This is a genomic window from Enterococcus sp. AZ179 (assembly GCF_050498885.1).
In the GTDB taxonomy this organism is placed as follows: domain Bacteria; phylum Bacillota; class Bacilli; order Lactobacillales; family Enterococcaceae; genus Enterococcus_D; species Enterococcus_D entomosocium.
In genome coordinates this window covers 816,006-833,321 of the sequence record NZ_JBMHEO010000001.1, presented here as the reverse complement: position 1 = coordinate 833,321, position 17,316 = coordinate 816,006, and the positions used below count along the sequence as shown (strand labels likewise).

Annotated in this window: 15 protein-coding genes; 13 read left to right on the top strand and 2 right to left on the bottom strand. The window is 43.5% G+C overall.

Going from position 1 to position 17,316, the window contains the following annotated elements:
• Positions 1-6: 6 nt before the first annotated feature.
• The 4 genes from IGI88_RS03965 to IGI88_RS03950 are packed head-to-tail and all read left to right on the top strand — an operon-like array spanning position 7 to position 3,493.
• Complete coding sequence (locus tag IGI88_RS03965; protein WP_008380356.1) at positions 7-759, top strand: sugar phosphate isomerase/epimerase family protein; 753 nt, start codon at positions 7-9, stop codon at positions 757-759.
• Positions 756-1,475, top strand: a complete 720-nt coding sequence (locus IGI88_RS03960; RefSeq protein WP_429960228.1) for a ThuA domain-containing protein — start codon at positions 756-758, stop codon at positions 1,473-1,475. Before IGI88_RS03965 ends, IGI88_RS03960 begins: the two co-directional genes overlap by 4 nt.
• On the top strand, positions 1,472-2,440 hold the full coding sequence (locus IGI88_RS03955; protein ID WP_005233928.1) for a sugar phosphate isomerase/epimerase family protein: 969 nt from the start codon (positions 1,472-1,474) through the stop codon (positions 2,438-2,440). Before IGI88_RS03960 ends, IGI88_RS03955 begins: the two co-directional genes overlap by 4 nt.
• A 24-nt stretch (positions 2,441-2,464) precedes the next feature.
• Positions 2,465-3,493 carry a Gfo/Idh/MocA family protein gene (locus tag IGI88_RS03950; protein WP_060791480.1) on the top strand — a complete coding sequence of 343 codons (1,029 nt, stop codon included), beginning with the start codon at positions 2,465-2,467 and terminating at the stop codon, positions 3,491-3,493.
• 78 nt (positions 3,494-3,571) lie between these two features.
• Here IGI88_RS03950 and IGI88_RS03945 read toward each other — a convergent pair whose 3' ends face one another.
• Positions 3,572-4,480 (bottom strand): ArsR/SmtB family transcription factor, encoded by a 909-nt coding sequence (locus IGI88_RS03945; RefSeq protein ID WP_008380365.1) that lies wholly within the window; start codon positions 4,478-4,480, stop codon positions 3,572-3,574.
• 246 nt (positions 4,481-4,726) lie between these two features.
• Between IGI88_RS03945 and IGI88_RS03940 the strand changes: the two genes are divergently transcribed.
• From IGI88_RS03940 to IGI88_RS03900, 9 genes are all read left to right on the top strand, one after another.
• Complete coding sequence (locus IGI88_RS03940) at positions 4,727-5,968, top strand: extracellular solute-binding protein (RefSeq protein WP_061053285.1); 1,242 nt, start codon at positions 4,727-4,729, stop codon at positions 5,966-5,968.
• Between the two features lie 155 nt (positions 5,969-6,123).
• The gene (locus tag IGI88_RS03935; protein WP_016612866.1) at positions 6,124-6,999 is read left to right on the top strand and encodes a carbohydrate ABC transporter permease; all 876 of its coding nucleotides are present in this window, start codon (positions 6,124-6,126) and stop codon (positions 6,997-6,999) included.
• Between the two features lie 11 nt (positions 7,000-7,010).
• Positions 7,011-7,844: a carbohydrate ABC transporter permease gene (locus tag IGI88_RS03930; protein ID WP_429960227.1), complete on the top strand. Its 834-nt coding sequence runs from the start codon at positions 7,011-7,013 to the stop codon at positions 7,842-7,844.
• Positions 7,845-7,862: 18 nt separating this feature from the next.
• A complete protein-coding gene (locus tag IGI88_RS03925) occupies positions 7,863-9,656 on the top strand; it encodes a glycoside hydrolase family 2 protein (protein ID WP_429960226.1) in 1,794 nt (597 codons plus the stop codon).
• 30 nt (positions 9,657-9,686) lie between these two features.
• Positions 9,687-11,093: a glycoside hydrolase family 43 protein gene (locus tag IGI88_RS03920; RefSeq protein ID WP_429960225.1), complete on the top strand. Its 1,407-nt coding sequence runs from the start codon at positions 9,687-9,689 to the stop codon at positions 11,091-11,093.
• Positions 11,094-11,298: 205 nt separating this feature from the next.
• Positions 11,299-12,225 (top strand): alpha/beta hydrolase, encoded by a 927-nt coding sequence (locus IGI88_RS03915; protein ID WP_194199221.1) that lies wholly within the window; start codon positions 11,299-11,301, stop codon positions 12,223-12,225.
• A 125-nt stretch (positions 12,226-12,350) separates the two neighbouring features.
• Positions 12,351-13,430 (top strand): 3-phosphoserine/phosphohydroxythreonine transaminase, encoded by a 1,080-nt coding sequence (gene serC / locus IGI88_RS03910; RefSeq protein WP_005228215.1) that lies wholly within the window; start codon positions 12,351-12,353, stop codon positions 13,428-13,430.
• Entirely contained in the window at positions 13,431-14,615 is a 1,185-nt protein-coding gene (locus IGI88_RS03905) for a phosphoglycerate dehydrogenase (RefSeq protein ID WP_429960224.1), read from the top strand.
• A complete protein-coding gene (locus tag IGI88_RS03900) occupies positions 14,615-15,838 on the top strand; it encodes a DUF1015 domain-containing protein (RefSeq protein WP_429960223.1) in 1,224 nt (407 codons plus the stop codon). The genes IGI88_RS03905 and IGI88_RS03900 overlap by 1 nt, the downstream gene beginning before the upstream one ends.
• A 42-nt stretch (positions 15,839-15,880) precedes the next feature.
• Here the strand turns inward: IGI88_RS03900 and IGI88_RS03895 are convergent, their stop codons facing one another.
• Entirely contained in the window at positions 15,881-17,230 is a 1,350-nt protein-coding gene (locus tag IGI88_RS03895) for an Nramp family divalent metal transporter (protein WP_008380385.1), read from the bottom strand.
• Between the last annotated feature and the right edge of the window lie 86 nt (positions 17,231-17,316).

The window sequence follows — 17,316 nt, the reverse complement described above, 5'->3', positions numbered from 1 at the left end:
GCACAAATGACAAAACCGAAAATCGCTTTACAGCTTTGGAGTATTCAAGAGGACTGCAAGACAAATCTTTTTGATGCGTTGAAAACAGTAAAACAAAACGGCTATGACGGTGTTGAATTTGCCGGTTATCATGGACACAGCGCTGTTCAGATCAAAGAAATGCTGGAGCAGTTGGATTTGGCGGTCGCGGCTTCCCATATCCCGTTTGAAGCATTGCAAGATCGTTTTGAAGAAACCGTCGCTTTTGAAAAAACGATTGGCAATCAACGGATCGTGATTCCGTATGCCAGCTTTGATTCTTTGGAAAAATGGCAAGCCTTTGCTGCGGAGCTGACCCAGATCACCCAAAAATTGCAGGCAGAAGGGCTGATTTGCTACTACCACAACCATGCCCATGAATTTACTGAAGTTGCTGGAAAATCCATGATCGATGAACTGATCAAAGACAATCCGCAACTGCGTTTGGAAGCCGACCTTTACTGGTTAGCCTTTGCAAACGTGGCTATTTTACCTTGGCTAAAGGAACGCGAAACGAAGGTCGGCTTGGTTCATATCAAAGATATGCAAGAGCAGCCGCAGGAAAGCACCGAGATCGGCAATGGGATTTTACCAATTAAGTCGTATGTAGAAGCAGCTAAAGCATTAGAACTACCATGGCTGATCGTCGAGCAGGAAGCGTTTCAAAAATTCGCTCCTTTAGAAGCCAGCGGGATTGATTATCTGCAATTAAAAGACATCGTAGAGGAGGTCTACCAATGATCCATGTTACGGTATGGAACGAGTTTCGTCATGAAAAAACGAATGAGACCGTCCAAAAAATGTATCCAGAAGGAATCCATGGTCAAATTGCCAAGTTTTTAGCAGAGGATGATTTTCAAGTACGAACGGCGACCCTTGATGAACCAGAACATGGGTTGACGGAGCAAGTATTGGCTGACACGGATGTGTTGGTTTGGTGGGGCCATATGGCGCATGAAGAAGTCGATGATACTATCGTTGCTCGTGTGCAGCAGCGTGTATGGGAAGGAATGGGACTGATCGTCTTGCATTCTGGCCACTTTTCGAAAATCTTTAAAACGTTGATGGGAACGTCGTGCGATTTGAAATGGCGGGTAGACGATCAGCATGCGCGGATCTGGAATGTTAATCCAAGCCACCCAATCGCTGAAGGAGTCGGCGAATGGATCGAACTAGAGCAAGAGGAAATGTATGGCGAGCACTTTGATATTCCAGCGCCGGATGAATTGATCTTTGTCAGCTGGTTCCCTGGTGGTGAAGTTTTCCGCAGCGGCTGTACATTCCGCCGTGGGAATGGCAAAATCTTCTATTTCCAGCCTGGTCATGAGACATTCCCAAGCTATTACAATCCCAAAGTGCAAAAAGTGATCCAAAATGCGGCTCGCTGGTGTGCACCAACAGAAAATCGTTACCCAACATATGGGCATTTTCAAGCAATTGAGGAGGAAAGAAAATGAAATTAGGTGTTTTTACCCCGTTATTCAATCAACTTAGCTTTGAAGAAATGATCGATGAAGTAGCGAAAAAAGGGCTCCAAACCGTTGAGATCGGTACCGGTGGTTCTCCCGGCAATGCCCACTTAGACATTGACCGTTTACTAGCAAGTGAAGCAGAGCGAAAAGAATACTTGGCAAAATTAGCTGATAAAGGATTGGAAATCTCAGCTTTGAGCTGTCACAACAACCCAATCTCTCCACTAAAAGCAGAAGCGCAAGAAGCCGATGAACTTTTGCGTAAAACCATCAAATTAGCCAGCTTAATGAATGTACCTGTTGTGAATGGTTTTTCAGGCGTTTCAGGCGGAAATGCAACAGATACACAAGTCAACTGGCCAGTATTGCCATGGCCGACGGAATACGATGACAATTATAATTATCAATGGGAACAAAAACTGATTCCTTATTGGAAAGGCATCAACACGGAAGCGGAAGCGGCTGGTGTTAAAATCGGGATCGAACTTCATGGCGGCTTTTTGGCACATACCCCTTATACGATGTTGAAACTGCGGGATGCTGCGGGTAAAGCCATCGGCTGTAACTTGGATCCAAGTCATTTATGGTGGCAAGGGATCGACCCAGTGGCAGCGGTCAAAATCTTAGGGGAAGCCGATGCGATCCATCACTTCCATGCCAAAGATACGTATTTGGACCAAGACAATATCAACATGCATGGCTTGACGGACATGCAGCCATATAGCAATGTCAAAACCCGAGCTTGGACCTTCCGTTCAGTCGGTTGCGGCCACAGCTTACAAGTCTGGTCAGATATTATTTCTGCACTTAGAATTTATGGGTATGATTATGTCTTGAGTATTGAGCATGAAGATCCAATCATGTCCATTGATGAAGGACTGAATCGTGCCATCAGCAACTTGAAGACGATTATGATCCGTGAAGAAGCTTCATCCATGTGGTGGGCATAAGAAGAAAACCGAGGAGTGTCAGACATGAGTGCAATCAATTTTGCAGTAATCGGATATGGCGGCATGGGTGCGTACCATGTCCACAATATCTTACCAAATGAAAACGAACGAATCCACATCGTAGGAACTTACGATATCAATGAAGAACGTCAAGCGATCTCACAAGAAAAAGGCCATAAGATCTTTAAAAGCTATGATGAAGTCTTAGCCGATGAGACGATCGAAGCAGTATTGATCGCCACACCTAATGACTTGCATAAAGAGTTATCGATCGCTGCATTGAGAGCAGGCAAACATGTTGTTTGCGAGAAGCCTGTTGCGCTGAATACTGCGGAACTAGATGAGATCGTGGCGGTTGCCCAAGAAACCGGCAATACCTTTATGGTTCACCAAAACCGCCGTTGGGATCCTGATTTTTTACTTGTACGCGAACTGTACCGTAATGGACAGATCGGCGATTTGTTCCAATTAGAATCACGAGTCCAAGGGGCAAACGGCATCCCAGGAGACTGGCGTCATGTGAAAAAACAAGGCGGGGGAATGCTCTTAGACTGGGGCGTTCACTTGCTAGATCAAATGCTATGGCTGATCGACAGCCCAGTGAAAGACGTCAAAGCGGATCTTAGCTTTGTGTTGGGGGAAGAAGTCGATGATGGGTTCTTCGCTTTGATTACCTTTGAAAATGGGGTCAAAGCAATCGTGGAAGTTGGAACCTCCAATTACACGCAATTGCCTCGCTGGTACATCAAAGGAACGGAAGGAACAGCCACCATCACCGATTGGGATCTAAATGGTGAAATGGTTCAGGCAACAGGTCGCGAAGACGTGGCCGCACCAAAACCAGTTCAAGCAGGCGTTGGCTTGACGAAAACGATGGCACCGCCATCGGAATTGGCAGCCAAAGAGATTCCTTTCCCGAAAGCCGAAGCGGATTTTGAACCTTTCTACAAGAATTTTTACAACGTTGTACGCAACGGTGCCGAACCTATCGTTAAAAACGAAGAAGTCCGAGCAGTGATGCAGTTGATTGAACGCATTTTTGCCACAGCGTAAGAGAATAGAAAAAAGCACTAGCTGAGGGAGTGATCTCTCTTCGCTACGTGCTTTTTTTGTGTAATGGAACGACAACAGTCATTCCGATACGTAAAAATTGAACAATAAATCTTGAGGATAATTTCCCCATCGATCGCCGAAAATGGTCAAACCACCAGCGTTTTCGGCAGTTGCAGGTGCAGCAATTTTAAAGGTGAAAAAGTCACTGTGGTCTAAGTCGATTTCATTCAGGTTGTGATCTGTTAATTTTTCTCCATCGAGGGAAGTATCATAGCGATTGATGCGTAAATGCTTAAGTAATCCATATTGACTGAACTCATCGATCCACCATTGTGGAGTCAGAGAACCTCTGACATCCGAAAAGTTTCCTGGTACGGTGTAGCTACCGATGCAGTGATTGTTTAAGTAAAAGGAAAGATCACTTGGCCAATAGTTATTCGAAATTGGGAACTCTGAAGCAATCTCCATACTGATTTCCAGTAATTCGATTTTTTCGCCATTTTTCAAAGGATTTGGGATTTTGTATTCTAAAAAACCGTTATTTAGCCAGATGATACTTGCATCAACACGTTCTTGATCCAGAAAAGATTTTGGATCATCTAAGGCGCCAATCAAGCGGTCTTTGGTCGCCATTCCACAAGAAGGCTCAGCTTTAAAATCGGTGAAGTGGCCGATTTTCACAGATTGGGAGGTTAGATTCATTTCTGGAAACACTTTTGCTGGGAAATTGATATTGATGAAATCAGTTTTTAGAGACAAATATTTTTTCTTCCAGTCTTGCCCCGATCCTTTTTCGGTTTTGATCAACTGAGCTTCTTCGAGTTTACGGATATGTTTGGTCATTAAAGCATTGCTGATTGCTAATTTTTGTCCAATTTCACTGATGCTTTTCTTCTTATCGCCTAATTCTCTTAAAATCGCTAAGCGAGTTTCATTTGCCAGTGCTTCGTAGATCGGTAAAGATGCGTTCGTTAAATCCAATTCCATAGCAATCACCTCGTTATACTAAAATGTTTAATGAAAAGATGGTTTAATTATAACACAATCTTGTGGATTTACAAAATAGTAAAATGATATAATTTTTGGTTATACCTTGTTAAAATAATGTTGACAGCGCTTTATATTTATAGTAACTTTACGGTGTAAACATTATTTGACGATAGTCTAACGATTGTGTTTATTGATATTTGGATGTCATTTTACTTTTTAGTTAAATTAAAAGGAGTGTAAAAAATGAAAGTAAGTAAATCAATTGTTTTAGTAGGGACAAGCTTATTATGTACAGTATTGTTAGCTGCTTGTGGCGGAAGTGGTAGCTCAAGTAATAATTCAGAAATTTTGCTTTGGTCTTCGACAACAGGACCGGACGGTGAAAAAATCAAAAAAACGATTGATCAATACAATGAAACAGACCCAGACTTTAAAGTGAAGCTAGTAAGCATGCAAGGTGACACCTTTACTTCAAAGTTGACGACTGCGGGGAAATCGGGGAAAGGTGTCCCTGATTTGGCTTTGATCGCCTCAGAAGCTTTGCCTACGTATAAACACCAAGACATGCTTGAAACTTGGGATGACATGATCGATGGAACAGAATTGGCACGGGAAAACTACGTAGAAGCTGCTTGGGACACTGGTGTAGTGGATGATAGTCAATATGGGATTCCGGCAACCATGGGTTCGTGGGTGATGTATTACAACCAAGATTTGGTGGATAAATATGTTCCAGGAGCGTTGGATGATGGCGTAGTGACGTATGAAGAAATCAGACAAGCTGGGGAAAAAGCAAAAGCAGATGGTATCTATAGTTTTGGTTATACATGGGGCATGCAGAATTATTCGAATCTCTACCAACAAATGGGTGGGGAATGGCAAGATGCACAAGGAAACATCAATATCGATAATGAGTATTCTTACAATGCCGTTCAAGAGTTTAAGGATCTGTACGATGCCGGCTACATGGTCCCAGATGGTGAAGATGCAAATAAACTTTTTGCAAACCAGCAACTGATTTTTCTTCCAGAAGGAACATGGATGCTAAGTAATATGGAAGAAATCAGTGACTTCACTTGGGGCCAAACATTTACTCCTCAATGGGATGCGGAACATATCATTCAAGGTTCAGGCGTCGATCAGTTTGCAATGTTCAAAACGAACGAGGAACGTTCCGATGAAAAGAAAAGTGGCATGGTCGACTTTCTGACTTGGTTACAAGCAAACCAATTAGAGTGGGTCAAATCAGGTGCAAATCCTACTTCCTTAGCTATGCTAGACAATGAAGAATATGTTGAGATGCCACAATCCTTCTTATTGAAGACAGAAAAAGGACAAGCGGCAATTTCTGTTAACGCAGTTGATGGCTTATCGTATATCTTTGGTGAATATGATAATCGCTCATGGGACATGATCACAGGAAAAGCAGATATTCAAACGACTTTTGGTGAGATCCAAAAAGTTGTAGAAGAAAAGATGAAATAATCTTCTCACATAGAGGCTGTGGCAGAAGGAAGAGCGACCATAAAAAGAATTCAGTCCATTTTTTGATAGGGGAGGAATTCTGATAGGCTTAAAGGGCTGTCACAGTTGTTTCTTGTTGAGAGCTGCACTAGAAATACAAGGAAGGATGGGTATTGATGAAAAAAAGGTTAAATGGCTGGCCAATCGTTTTTATTGGTCCGCATATGCTCCTTTTTCTTTTATTCTTTTTAGTTCCTGCAGTGATTGGGATCTATGTTTCTTTTACTGAATGGGATCTGTTCAGTACACCGATTTTTGTCGGGTTTGATAATTTTCAAACGATTTTGTTTGATCAAGACTCGTTGTATCATACGCAATTTTTTAATGGAATGAAAAATACGCTGTTTTTTGCGGCAATCTCCGTTCCGTTATGTATTGTAATTCCCTTGTTGCTAGCGGTTGCATTGTCTGCTAAACCAAAAATGATGCGTTTTTTTCAATCGATTCTCTATCTGCCAACACTGTTTGCAATCTCTGCCGTCATGATTATTTGGGGGTTCCTTTTGAGCAAATCTTTTGGGCCAATCAAAGAAGTATTCGGTATCGACATCAATTTTGTAGGCACGCAACCATGGGCATGGATCGCTATTTTGATCGTGACGATTTGGTGGACATTAGGTGGGAATCTAATTATTTATGTTGCTGCATTAAATGGCGTCTCTAAAGAGCAGTTAGAAGCAGCAGAATTAGATGGTGCAAATAGTATAACGAAATTTTTCCGTATCTCTTTGCCGAGTATTCGCAACCAGCTTGTTTTTACCACGGTCATGACGACCATCGCTCAGTTTAATATTTATGGTCAGCCACTAATGTTGACGGGTGGCGGACCCAACAATTCTACTCGCGTGTTGATGATGTACATCCAAGAAAATGCTTTTGGTAGTAGTACCTCGGTTGCAGGAATTTCTTCAGCGATGGCTATTTTACTAGGTTTTGTAATCATGGCAGTTTCGATTGTGCAATTTATGGTCATCAAAAAAATGGAAAGATAGGAGGGAAGAAGATGCGAGAAAACAAACTAGGGAAAAGAATTGCCTTTATTTTGCTAGCGATCGTCTGTGTGATTTGGCTCTTTCCTTTGATATGGGCAATTTTTACCTCGTTTAAATCGGAGGCAGAGATTCAAAAGGTTGGGTTCAGTTTGATTCCACAAGATTGGACGCTGGCTAACTTTTTGGGCTTGTTAAAAGGCAATGATTCTTCTCCTGTGTTCCGCTGGTTTGTGAATTCAATGATTATTTCAACTTCACATACGCTGTTGGTTATGGTGATCGTCTCGTTTGCAGCCTATGGCTATACACGACTCACCTTTAAGGGGAGAGATTTGATTTTTGCCCTATTGTTAGGAACGATGATGTTTCCCGGGGTGGTCAATTTGATCCCGAATTTTAAAATCGTTGATACGTTAGGTTGGACTAATACATTTCTGGCAGTCATCGTTCCTGGGGCTGCAGGTGTTTATAACATTTTCCTCGTTCGGCAGTTCATTTTAGGGATTCCTAAAGAATTGGATGAATCGGCTGTGATCGATGGGGCCAACGAGTTTCAAATCTTTTATCATATTATCTTACCACTGATCAAACCTGTATTGACGGTGGTTGCGTTATTTAGTTTTACTGGCTCATGGAATGACTTCTTGTGGCCATCGATCGTGATAAACGATATTGATAAATTACCGATTACACCGGGGCTGCAGTTGCTACAAGGGCAATACATGACCTATCCGGGAATTGGAACTGCCGGAGCAATCTTGGCTTTGATCCCTACCTTTTTATTGTATTTGGTGGCGCAAAAAAGCTTTATGGCGTCAATGTCGTTGCAAAGTGGCATAAAATAATTTGTTTTTGGAGGAAATATGAGTAGAGAAGAATACCCGAGACCGCAATTTGAGAGAGAGAATTGGTTAAGCTTAAATGGTGAATGGCAATTTGCCTTTGATGACCAAAATCTTGGTTTAAAAGAAAAGTGGTACACAAATGAAGCAAACTATCCGTACAAGATCAATGTTCCCTTTGTCTATCAAAGTGCATTGAGCGGCATTGATCATCGAGAAGTGCACGACGTTGTATGGTATTATCGGACCTTCAATGTGCAAGTCCTTGAAAAAAGTCGTGTCCTTTTGCATTTTGGGGCGGTGGACTATGAAGCAGATGTGTTTGTCAATGGCAATCATGTGAAAAATCATTGCGGAGGGCATACCTCTTTTGATATAGACATCACGGATGCTTTAGTATCTGGACAAGAGCAAATACTAAGTGTGCGAGCATTTGATCCACATTTTGATGAAAGCATTCCACGGGGGAAACAATTTTGGGAAGAAGAATCAGCAGGAATCTGGTACACAAACTCAACAGGGATCTGGCAGCCAGTCTGGCTTGAAGTAGTTGCCGAAACCCATCTGCAACAGGTGAAATTTACGAGTGATTTTGATGCTGGCGCCGTTAAGATCGATGTAGAACTGAATCAGTTACAGCCACAAGTAGTCTTAGAATATCAAATCTATTTTAAAGGTGCTTTAGTTACCAGCGGAAAGGCAGACTTTATCACTTCTAAGTTGAGTTTGGCGGTTGATATTTTCCAGCAAGAAATTTTTCGGACGAATTTTCACCACGAAGGCTGGTCTTGGACACCTGAAAAACCGCAATTATTTGATGTAGAATTGACTCTTAGAGAAGCAGGGAAGGCCATCGATCAGCTAAAAAGTTATTTTGGTATGCGTAAAATACATACAGAAAACGGTATGATTTACTTAAATAACAAGCCTTACTACCAGAAGTTGGTTCTCGATCAAGGCTATTGGCCGAGCGGCTTGTTAACTGCACCAACAGATGAGGACTTTAAACAAGACATCTTATTGGCCAAAGAAATGGGATTTAATGGTTGCCGAAAACACCAAAAAACAGAAGACCCACGCTTTTTATACTGGGCAGATAAATTAGGATTTCTTGTTTGGGGAGAGTGTGCGGCGCCGGCAATCTATACCGATCTTTCGGTAACGCGCTTGATGCAAGAGTGGACAGAAATCATTACTCGGGATTATAGTCATCCTTCGATCGTTACTTGGGTCCCAATCAACGAGAGCTGGGGTGTGCCAAAAATCTCATTTGATCGTCAGCAACAGCATTTTTCTCAAGCGATGTATCACTTTATCCATTCGTTAGACCAGCAACGGTTGGTTATTTCAAATGATGGTTGGGCGATGACGGAGACCGATATTTGTGCGATTCATAATTATGCGCATGGGCAAGAATCTGAGCGGCAAAAATATCTATACTTTAAAGACAGTCTCAGCACGAGAGAAAAATTGGTGAGTCGAGTATCGACCCCCTGGCCGATTTTCGCTGGAGGATTTTCTTATCAGGATCAGCCTATTTTATTGACCGAGTTTGGTGGTATTGGCTTCGATGTTTCGGGGCAACCCGGTTGGGGCTATACCTCAGTGGAAAATCAACAAGATTTCTTGAAGGATTATCAGCGAATCATGGTGGCTGTTTATGACTCTGTCGGACTCTGGGGCTATTGCTACACTCAGTTGACAGATGTCGAACAAGAAATCAATGGGTTACTGACCTATGATCGCCAACCAAAAGTTGATTTGACAGCAATTAAAGAGATCAATGAGCAGTTTCATCCACCGCAGGTAGAATAAAATGATTGGTAAGGAAAGGGGCGATGTCCGATGGGGAAATCAGCAGCTTGGCTCAGTGGAGTAAGTATCTTGATTGCTGCGCTTATGATAACCGGTTGTAGCGCTGGAACTGATCCAGGGGAAGAAGTGTCCGATTTTACTTCAATTATCGATAATGATGGGGCAGATCCTTGGATCTTGCAAACGGAAGCGTTCTTTTATTATACCAAAACGACTGGGAATAATTTAACGCTTTGGCGTGCTGAAAACCTCTCTCACGTTGCTGCTGGTGAAAAAAAGATCATCTGGGAAATGCCAGCAGAATTTGAAAGTATCTGGGCACCTGAGCTTCATTACTTAGATGATCGCTGGGTGATGTATTTCGCGGCTAATCGTCCTTCAGAAACGCATCGTATGTACGCATTAGTCAATCATCAAAAAGATCCTTACATGGGTGAGTGGCAATTGGAAGAGATCAAAGGGATGGATGATAAATTTGCGATTGATGGAACAGTCTTAGAGATCAATGACAAACGCTATTTCCTTTGGTCGGGCTGGGAAGGGTATGAAAATGTTGCGCAAAATCTTTATTTAGCGGAAATGGCCTCCCCTACGGAAGTGATCGGGGAGAAACGACTTATCTCAGAACCAGAATATGAATGGGAAATGCGGCAAACACCATTGATCAATGAAGCCCCTCAAGTGATGATCAAAGACGAAACAGTCAATTTGGTATACTCTGCCAGTGGAAGCTGGGACAATGATTACGCTCTTGGTCTTATGACCCTAGATGTGGCTGATGATCCGCTAGAAAGAGCGAACTGGCAAAAGGAACCAGCGCCGATTTTCCAACAGACAAACACTGTCTATGGACCTGGTCATAATGGATTTACCAAATCAAAAGATGGTTCTGAAGACTGGCTGATTTATCATGCTGCTCGGTGGGATCATTCGGGCTGGAACCGTTCGATCCGCTTACAAAAGTTTGGTTGGGATCAAGAGGATAAAATTCTACTGGAAGCTCCTTTTGATGAGTGGCATGTTCAAGCGTTGCCAAAAGCTGAGCCCAATCGACTGCGATTAACTGCTAGCCGTGCTTTGCTGGAGGGCGATTTAGTGCTTGTCGAAGATGAGGCAGCATTCTCTAAGAAAGTCGTCCAAGGCTTTGAATCAACGACTGACAAAATTATCTTTGCTCCGCAGATTGAAGAAGCAGACGAATTTCTGGTGATTGCCTATGTCAAAACCGCTGATTATCTCTCCTTGAATGACCCAATTCAGGTCAGGATTGAAACGAAACAAGCAAACCACGTGGTAGATGTCTATCCTTCCGAATATTATCAACCGCTACAAGTCCGCATGAAGTTACCGAAAGGGGCGCAGGAAATCACCCTTTCGTCTGAGATTGGGGTGGATACGCTAAGTATTGATCGTTTAGAAATCGTCAAATTCAAATAAAAAATAGTGAGGAAGTTTTCCAATCCAAGCGATGGGTAATGATCGTTTGACTCCTGCTACTTTGTCTCTAGACAATGTAGCAGGAGTTTTTTTATCCTCGCAAATTCCCAACTCCTACCGCCATAGCCTAAAATTCCATGTATAATAAAGAAAACGACCGTTTTATTTGGCGGAGGGAAAAGAAAAAGCAAAAGAGGTGCAAACTATGAGGATGAATCAAGAAAAGCTGACTTCATCAAATGGGAAGGATCAGCTTTTTGTCAAAACGTGGCTGCCAGAAGAACAGCCAAAAGCAGTCGTGCAAATCGTCCACGGAATGATTGAGCACATTGAACGTTACCACGAGTTTGCGGAATGTTTAACTGCACAAGGCTATGCGGTGGTCGGTCATGATCACTTAGGGCATGGGCAATCCGTGAAGGACACACAGGCTTATGGGCATTTTGGTGAAAAAGAGGGTGCCAAACATTTAGTGGCAGATGTGGCAATAGTCCATCAGTACGCCGCTGCTTGCTATCCAGACCGACCATACTTTATCTTAGGTCACAGTATGGGATCGCTGGTTTTGCGGAATTATTTGTTTAGTCAGCCACATCCATTGACAGGAGCGATCATCATGGGCACCACGATGGAAAAAGCCGTGCTGATGCAAGGAGGTAAACTCGTTACGAACTTGTTGCGGCCGTTTGCCGCTCAGCAATGGCCTTATCACGTAATGGAACAGCTAGTTTTTGGCCGGCACAACCGGCGTTTTCGTCCCAATCGGACCGCCAAAGATTGGTTGACCAGTGATCCGCAGCAAGTGGATCGCTATTTGAAGGACCCTTACACCCAATTTCATTTTTCTTTAGCAGCTTACAAGGATCTCTTTACATTGACACAAGCTGCCAGTGATCCGGATCAACTGCGCAAGATTGATTCAGAATTGCCGCTGCTGCTGATTTCAGGTGGAGACGATCCTGTTGGGCACTATGGCAAAAGCGTCCGCCAATTGGCTCAGCAACTGAAGCAAAATGCTGACGTGACGATGTATTTGCTCGAACATGGCCGTCATGAGATTTTGAATGAGCGCAACCGCGAGATCGTTTACAATGAAATTTCTCGCTGGCTATTTGAAAAAATGCCGAAATGACGAACGTTAAGAAATTGGTAGTCTTTTCTGAAAATTCAAAATTATTTTCTCTTTTAAGGCTTTTTTCATTTTCGGCTATCTGTTATAATGATTTTCACATCTAACATAAAGGAGAGATTTTTTGTATGACAGTTTATAACTTTTCAGCTGGTCCTGCCGTATTGCCCCGTCCCGTATTGGAGAAAGCACAATCCGAACTTTTGAATTACCGCGGAAGTGGGATGTCCGTTATGGAGCTGAGTCATCGGTCCTCCTTGTTTGAAGCAATCATTAAAGATGCAGAAGCACTTTTACGAAAATTAATGGGAATTCCTGAAAACTATCAGGTACTGTTTTTACAAGGCGGCGCGAGTCTCCAATTCAGTATGATCCCTTTGAATCTTGCACAAAACAAAAAAGCCTTATACGTAAATACCGGTTCTTGGTCGAAGAAAGCTATTGAAGCAGCAAAAGCGCTTGGAAACGTGACGGTGGAAGTTGTTGCCTCTAGTGAGGATCAAAACTTTACCTATATTCCAGAAATTTCAGAAGATGCGATCGATCAAGAAGCGGCTTATTTGCATATCACCACGAACAACACCATTGAAGGGACTGCCTTTCAAACGATTCCGCAGGCTGGCAACGTGCCGATCGTAGCGGATATGTCCTCAAATATTTTAGCCAATGACTATCGCGTAGAAGACTTCGGTGTGATTTATGCTGGGGCCCAAAAGAATATTGGTCCTGCAGGGTTGACGGTAGTAATCATCCGAGAAGATTTACTCAATGATGATGCTGTTTTCGCTCCAATGCTGGATTATCGTCTACAGGCTAAAAATGACTCATTGTACAATACACCACCAACGTATGCTATCTATATTGCTAAATTGGTGTTTGAATGGTTGGAAGAATTAGGCGGCATTCCTGCAATTTTAGAACAAGACCGCCAAAAAGCGGCGCTTTTATACGAAACGATCGAAGCCTCTGCTCTTTACAGTAGTCCTGTGGCTGTTGATAGCCGTTCACTAACGAATATTCCTTTTGTAACAGGGGATAAAGCATTAGATCAGCGCTTCAATGAAGAAGCTGTCAAAGCTGGTTTTGAGAACTTGAAAGGGCATCGTTCCGTTGGAGGAATGCGAGCAAGCTTGTACAATGCCTTTCCATTAGCTGGCGTTCAAGCGTTAGTCGACTTTATGAAATCATTTGAAGCGGAGGTCAAATAAATGTTCCAAATCAAAACATTCAATGCGATCGCACCAGAAGGATTACAGCGTTTAGAAAAAGAAAAGTATGCCATCAACGAGAGCGACCAACCGCAAGGGATTTTGCTGCGCAGCCAGAAATTGCACGATTACGCTTTTCCTGAAAGTGTCTTAGGTATTGCTCGTGCAGGGGCTGGGACCAACAACATTCCCGTCAAAGCATGTACTGAAAAAGGGATCGTCGTCTTTAATACACCCGGTGCCAATGCCAATGCGGTCAAAGAATTAGTGATTGCTAGTCTGCTCTTAAGTGTCCGCCCGATTTTACGAGGTGCCCAATGGGTCCAAACCTTGAACGGTGATAATGTGGAAGAACAAGCAGAAGCACAAAAAAGTCAATTTGCTGGAACAGAGTTAGAAGGTAAAAAGTTAGGAATCATCGGCCTTGGTTCTATTGGAGCGATGGTTGCCAACGATGCTTATCGTCTAGGGATGGAAGTAGTCGGTTATGATCCCTACGTGTCAGTGGATACTGCTTGGACGATCTCTCGTCGGGTCAAGCGTGCCAATGATATTGCGGAAGTCTTTTCAACCTGTGATTTTATTACGGTTCATGTGCCGCTAATGGAAAACACGCATCATCTCGTCGGGGAAGCCGAACTTGCGAAAATGAAACCAACAATGAAGCTATTCAACTTTTCTCGTAAAGAAATCGTCGATACAGATGCCGTTTTACGTGCGTTAAAAGCCGACCGTTTAGCTGGCTATACGACTGATTTTGCGGATGAACAATTGCTGCACAATGAAAAAGTACTCGTCTTGCCGCATTTAGGTGCATCAACAGAAGAAGCTGAAGTCAACTGTGCCAAGATGGCAGCCCGAACATTGAAAAAATTCTTGGAATTCGGGACCATCAAGCGCTCGGTGAATTTTCCAACCGTTGAGATGGCTTTTCATTCGCCTTATCGTCTGACGATCATCAATCGCAATGTACCGAATATGTTAGGTCAGATTTCGTCGATCATTGCGGAATCTGGGATTAATATCGACAATATGCTGAATCGTGGACGGGAAGACTTTGCTTACACCCTAGCCGATGTCGCTTCTGAAGATGAGGCATTGTTGAATCAATTAGCCGATAAACTGCGGGAGAACGAAAATATCGTTCGTGTACGGGTCATCAAAAATCAGGAGGTTGGGTATTAATGGTTCAAGTATTTCCGTTTAAAGCCATTCGTCCAGAAGCCTCATTGGCAGAAAAAGTGGCCGAGCTGCCTTATGACGTGGTCAATTCACAAGAAGCCGCAGCGTTTGCGCAAGGCAATCCTTACAGCTATTTCCACATCGACCGTTCGGAGATCGACTTGCCAGGAATCGATCCTTATGATCCACAGGTGTATCAAAAAGCGGCTGAAAATCTTGCATCTTTTCAAGAAGAAGGCTGGTTGATTCAAGAAACGGCGCCCGCATATTATTTGTATGAATTGACGATGGCTGGCAGAAGTCAAACTGGGCTTGTCGCCTGTACCTCGATCGATGATTATGTCGCTGGGAAAATCAAGAAACACGAGTTTACCCGTCCAGAAAAAGAAATCGATCGGATCAATCATATTCTGGCATGTGATGCCAATACAAGTCCGATTTTCTTGAGCTATCGCCAACCAGCAGCAGTCAAAGAAGCGATCGATGCGTGGCAAGCAGAACATGCGCCGATCTATGATTTTGTCAGCTATCATGAGGTGCAGCATCGTGTTTGGCTGATCGATGATCCAGCGCTAGTCGCCTCTTTTGCCCAGCAGTTTCAGGCTGTAGATGCCCTCTATATTGCGGATGGACATCACCGTACAGAGTCAGCAGTTAAAGTTGGCTTGCAAAAGCGAGCCGATGGCCAAAGCAGCCAAGAAAGCGACCGCTTTTTAGCAATCTTATTCCCAGAAAATGAATTAGCGATTTGGGAATACAATCGGGTCTTGCGGGTACCGGTGCCAGAAACCTTTTTTGAGCAGGCAGCCCAGCATTTTACGATTCAAGAAACTACAACGAAGAAACCAGCGCAACGTGGTTCGATTCATCTGTACCTAAACCATGCGTGGTGGGAGTTGACCATCAAACCAGAAGCTGTGCCGCAAGATGCGGTAGGACAGCTGGATGTGTCGCTTTTACAACAATACGTGCTGGCTGATATTTTCGCGATCCAAGATGTGCGGACAGACAAACGCATTGATTTTGTCGGCGGGATTCGTGGTCCAGAAGAATTGGAACGTTTGGTGGATAGCGGAGAATGGACATTGGCTTTTTCCATGTATCCAACGCAAATGGCCGATCTTTTGGCAGTAGCCGATGCGGGAGAAATCATGCCGCCAAAATCAACTTGGTTTGAACCAAAACTGTTGAGCGGTCTGTTTTTACATGATTTAGAAACGAATTAACCAAAAAAGCTTACGAGGCTACCTCGTAAGCTTTTTTCGATATTAGAAGTTGCCGAGTGTTTCGATGATCAAGCGGACATTCAAGACCGTCAGTGCAATGGCACAAATCCAGCCTAAGGTAGAGACCCATAGCGGATTCTTGAAGCGTTCCCCCATGATTTTTTTTGAGCTGGTAAAAAGAACCAGCGGAATCATCGAAACGGGTAAGGCGATGCTTAAAAAGACTTGCGAATAGATCAGCAGATCGTCCAGAGCTTGTTCGTTGCCGCCAAAGTAAATTGTACAAAGCAAGACGGGGATCACCGATAAGCCACGGGTGATCAGACGTCGCGCCCAAGTAGGGATCTTCATATGGATAAATCCTTCCATCACGACTTGGCCTGTCAGTGTCCCAGTGATCGTTGAATTTTGACCGGATGCCAAGAGCGCTACGGCAAACAGAACGCTCAAGACTGGACTGGCGACAGCACCAGCAATGGAGGAATCTTGCAATGCATTGAACAGCGCGGAGAAGGTGCCGACTTCTTCGCTATGACCAAAGAACAAGGCGCTTCCTAAGATCAAAAGCAGGCAATTGACCAAAAACGCAGCGGATAATTGGATATTGGAATCCCAAGTAGCGAACCGCACGGCCGTTGCCACTTCTTGAGTATCGCTGCGATCGATTTTTCGTGACTGGGAGATCGAAGAATGCAGATAGAGATTATGGGGCATCACAGTCGCACCAACGATCCCCAATGCCATTGTCAGCTGCCCATGGTTCAAGACTTGTTTTTGCGGAATAAAGCCTTGCAAGACAGCCGGTAGATCCGGTTGAGCAATAATGACTTCGTAACAAAAGACCAGCATAATGACCAAAATCAGTGTCATGACGATCGCTTCGATTTTACGGAAACCTAGTTTCATTAAAAAGAGCAGAAGCAATACATCGAAAATCGTTAAGATGACCCCAACTAATAACGGTAAGCCGAATAGTAGATTGAGAGCGATCGCTCCTCCGATCACTTCCGCGATATCCGTTGCCATGATAGCCAATTCGGTGACGATCCACAAGACAAAGCCTAAACCTTTGCTGGTGTGTTTACGAGTTGCTTGCGCAAGGTCCATCTGGGTCACGATCCCTAGCTTGGCTGCCATGTATTGCAGTAGCATAGCGATCAAACTGGAAATCAAGATCACAGAAAGTAAGAGATAGCCATATTCAGCACCGCCTCCGATCGAGGTGATCCAGTTTCCTGGGTCCATATAGCCCACGGCTACCAATGCCCCAGGACCAGAGAACGCTAAGAGATTGCGCCAAAAGCTGCCGTTTTTTGGGATGGCAACTGTATTATTTATTTCTTCCAAGCTAGGACCGTTGGCCGCTTGGATCAATTTTTTTTCTTCATTCATCGTTTCACACCCTATCTTTTTAGGTATACCTAAAAACAAATCTATTGTATTCCTCATTTATGGATTTTTCAAGAGAAACCTTTTGG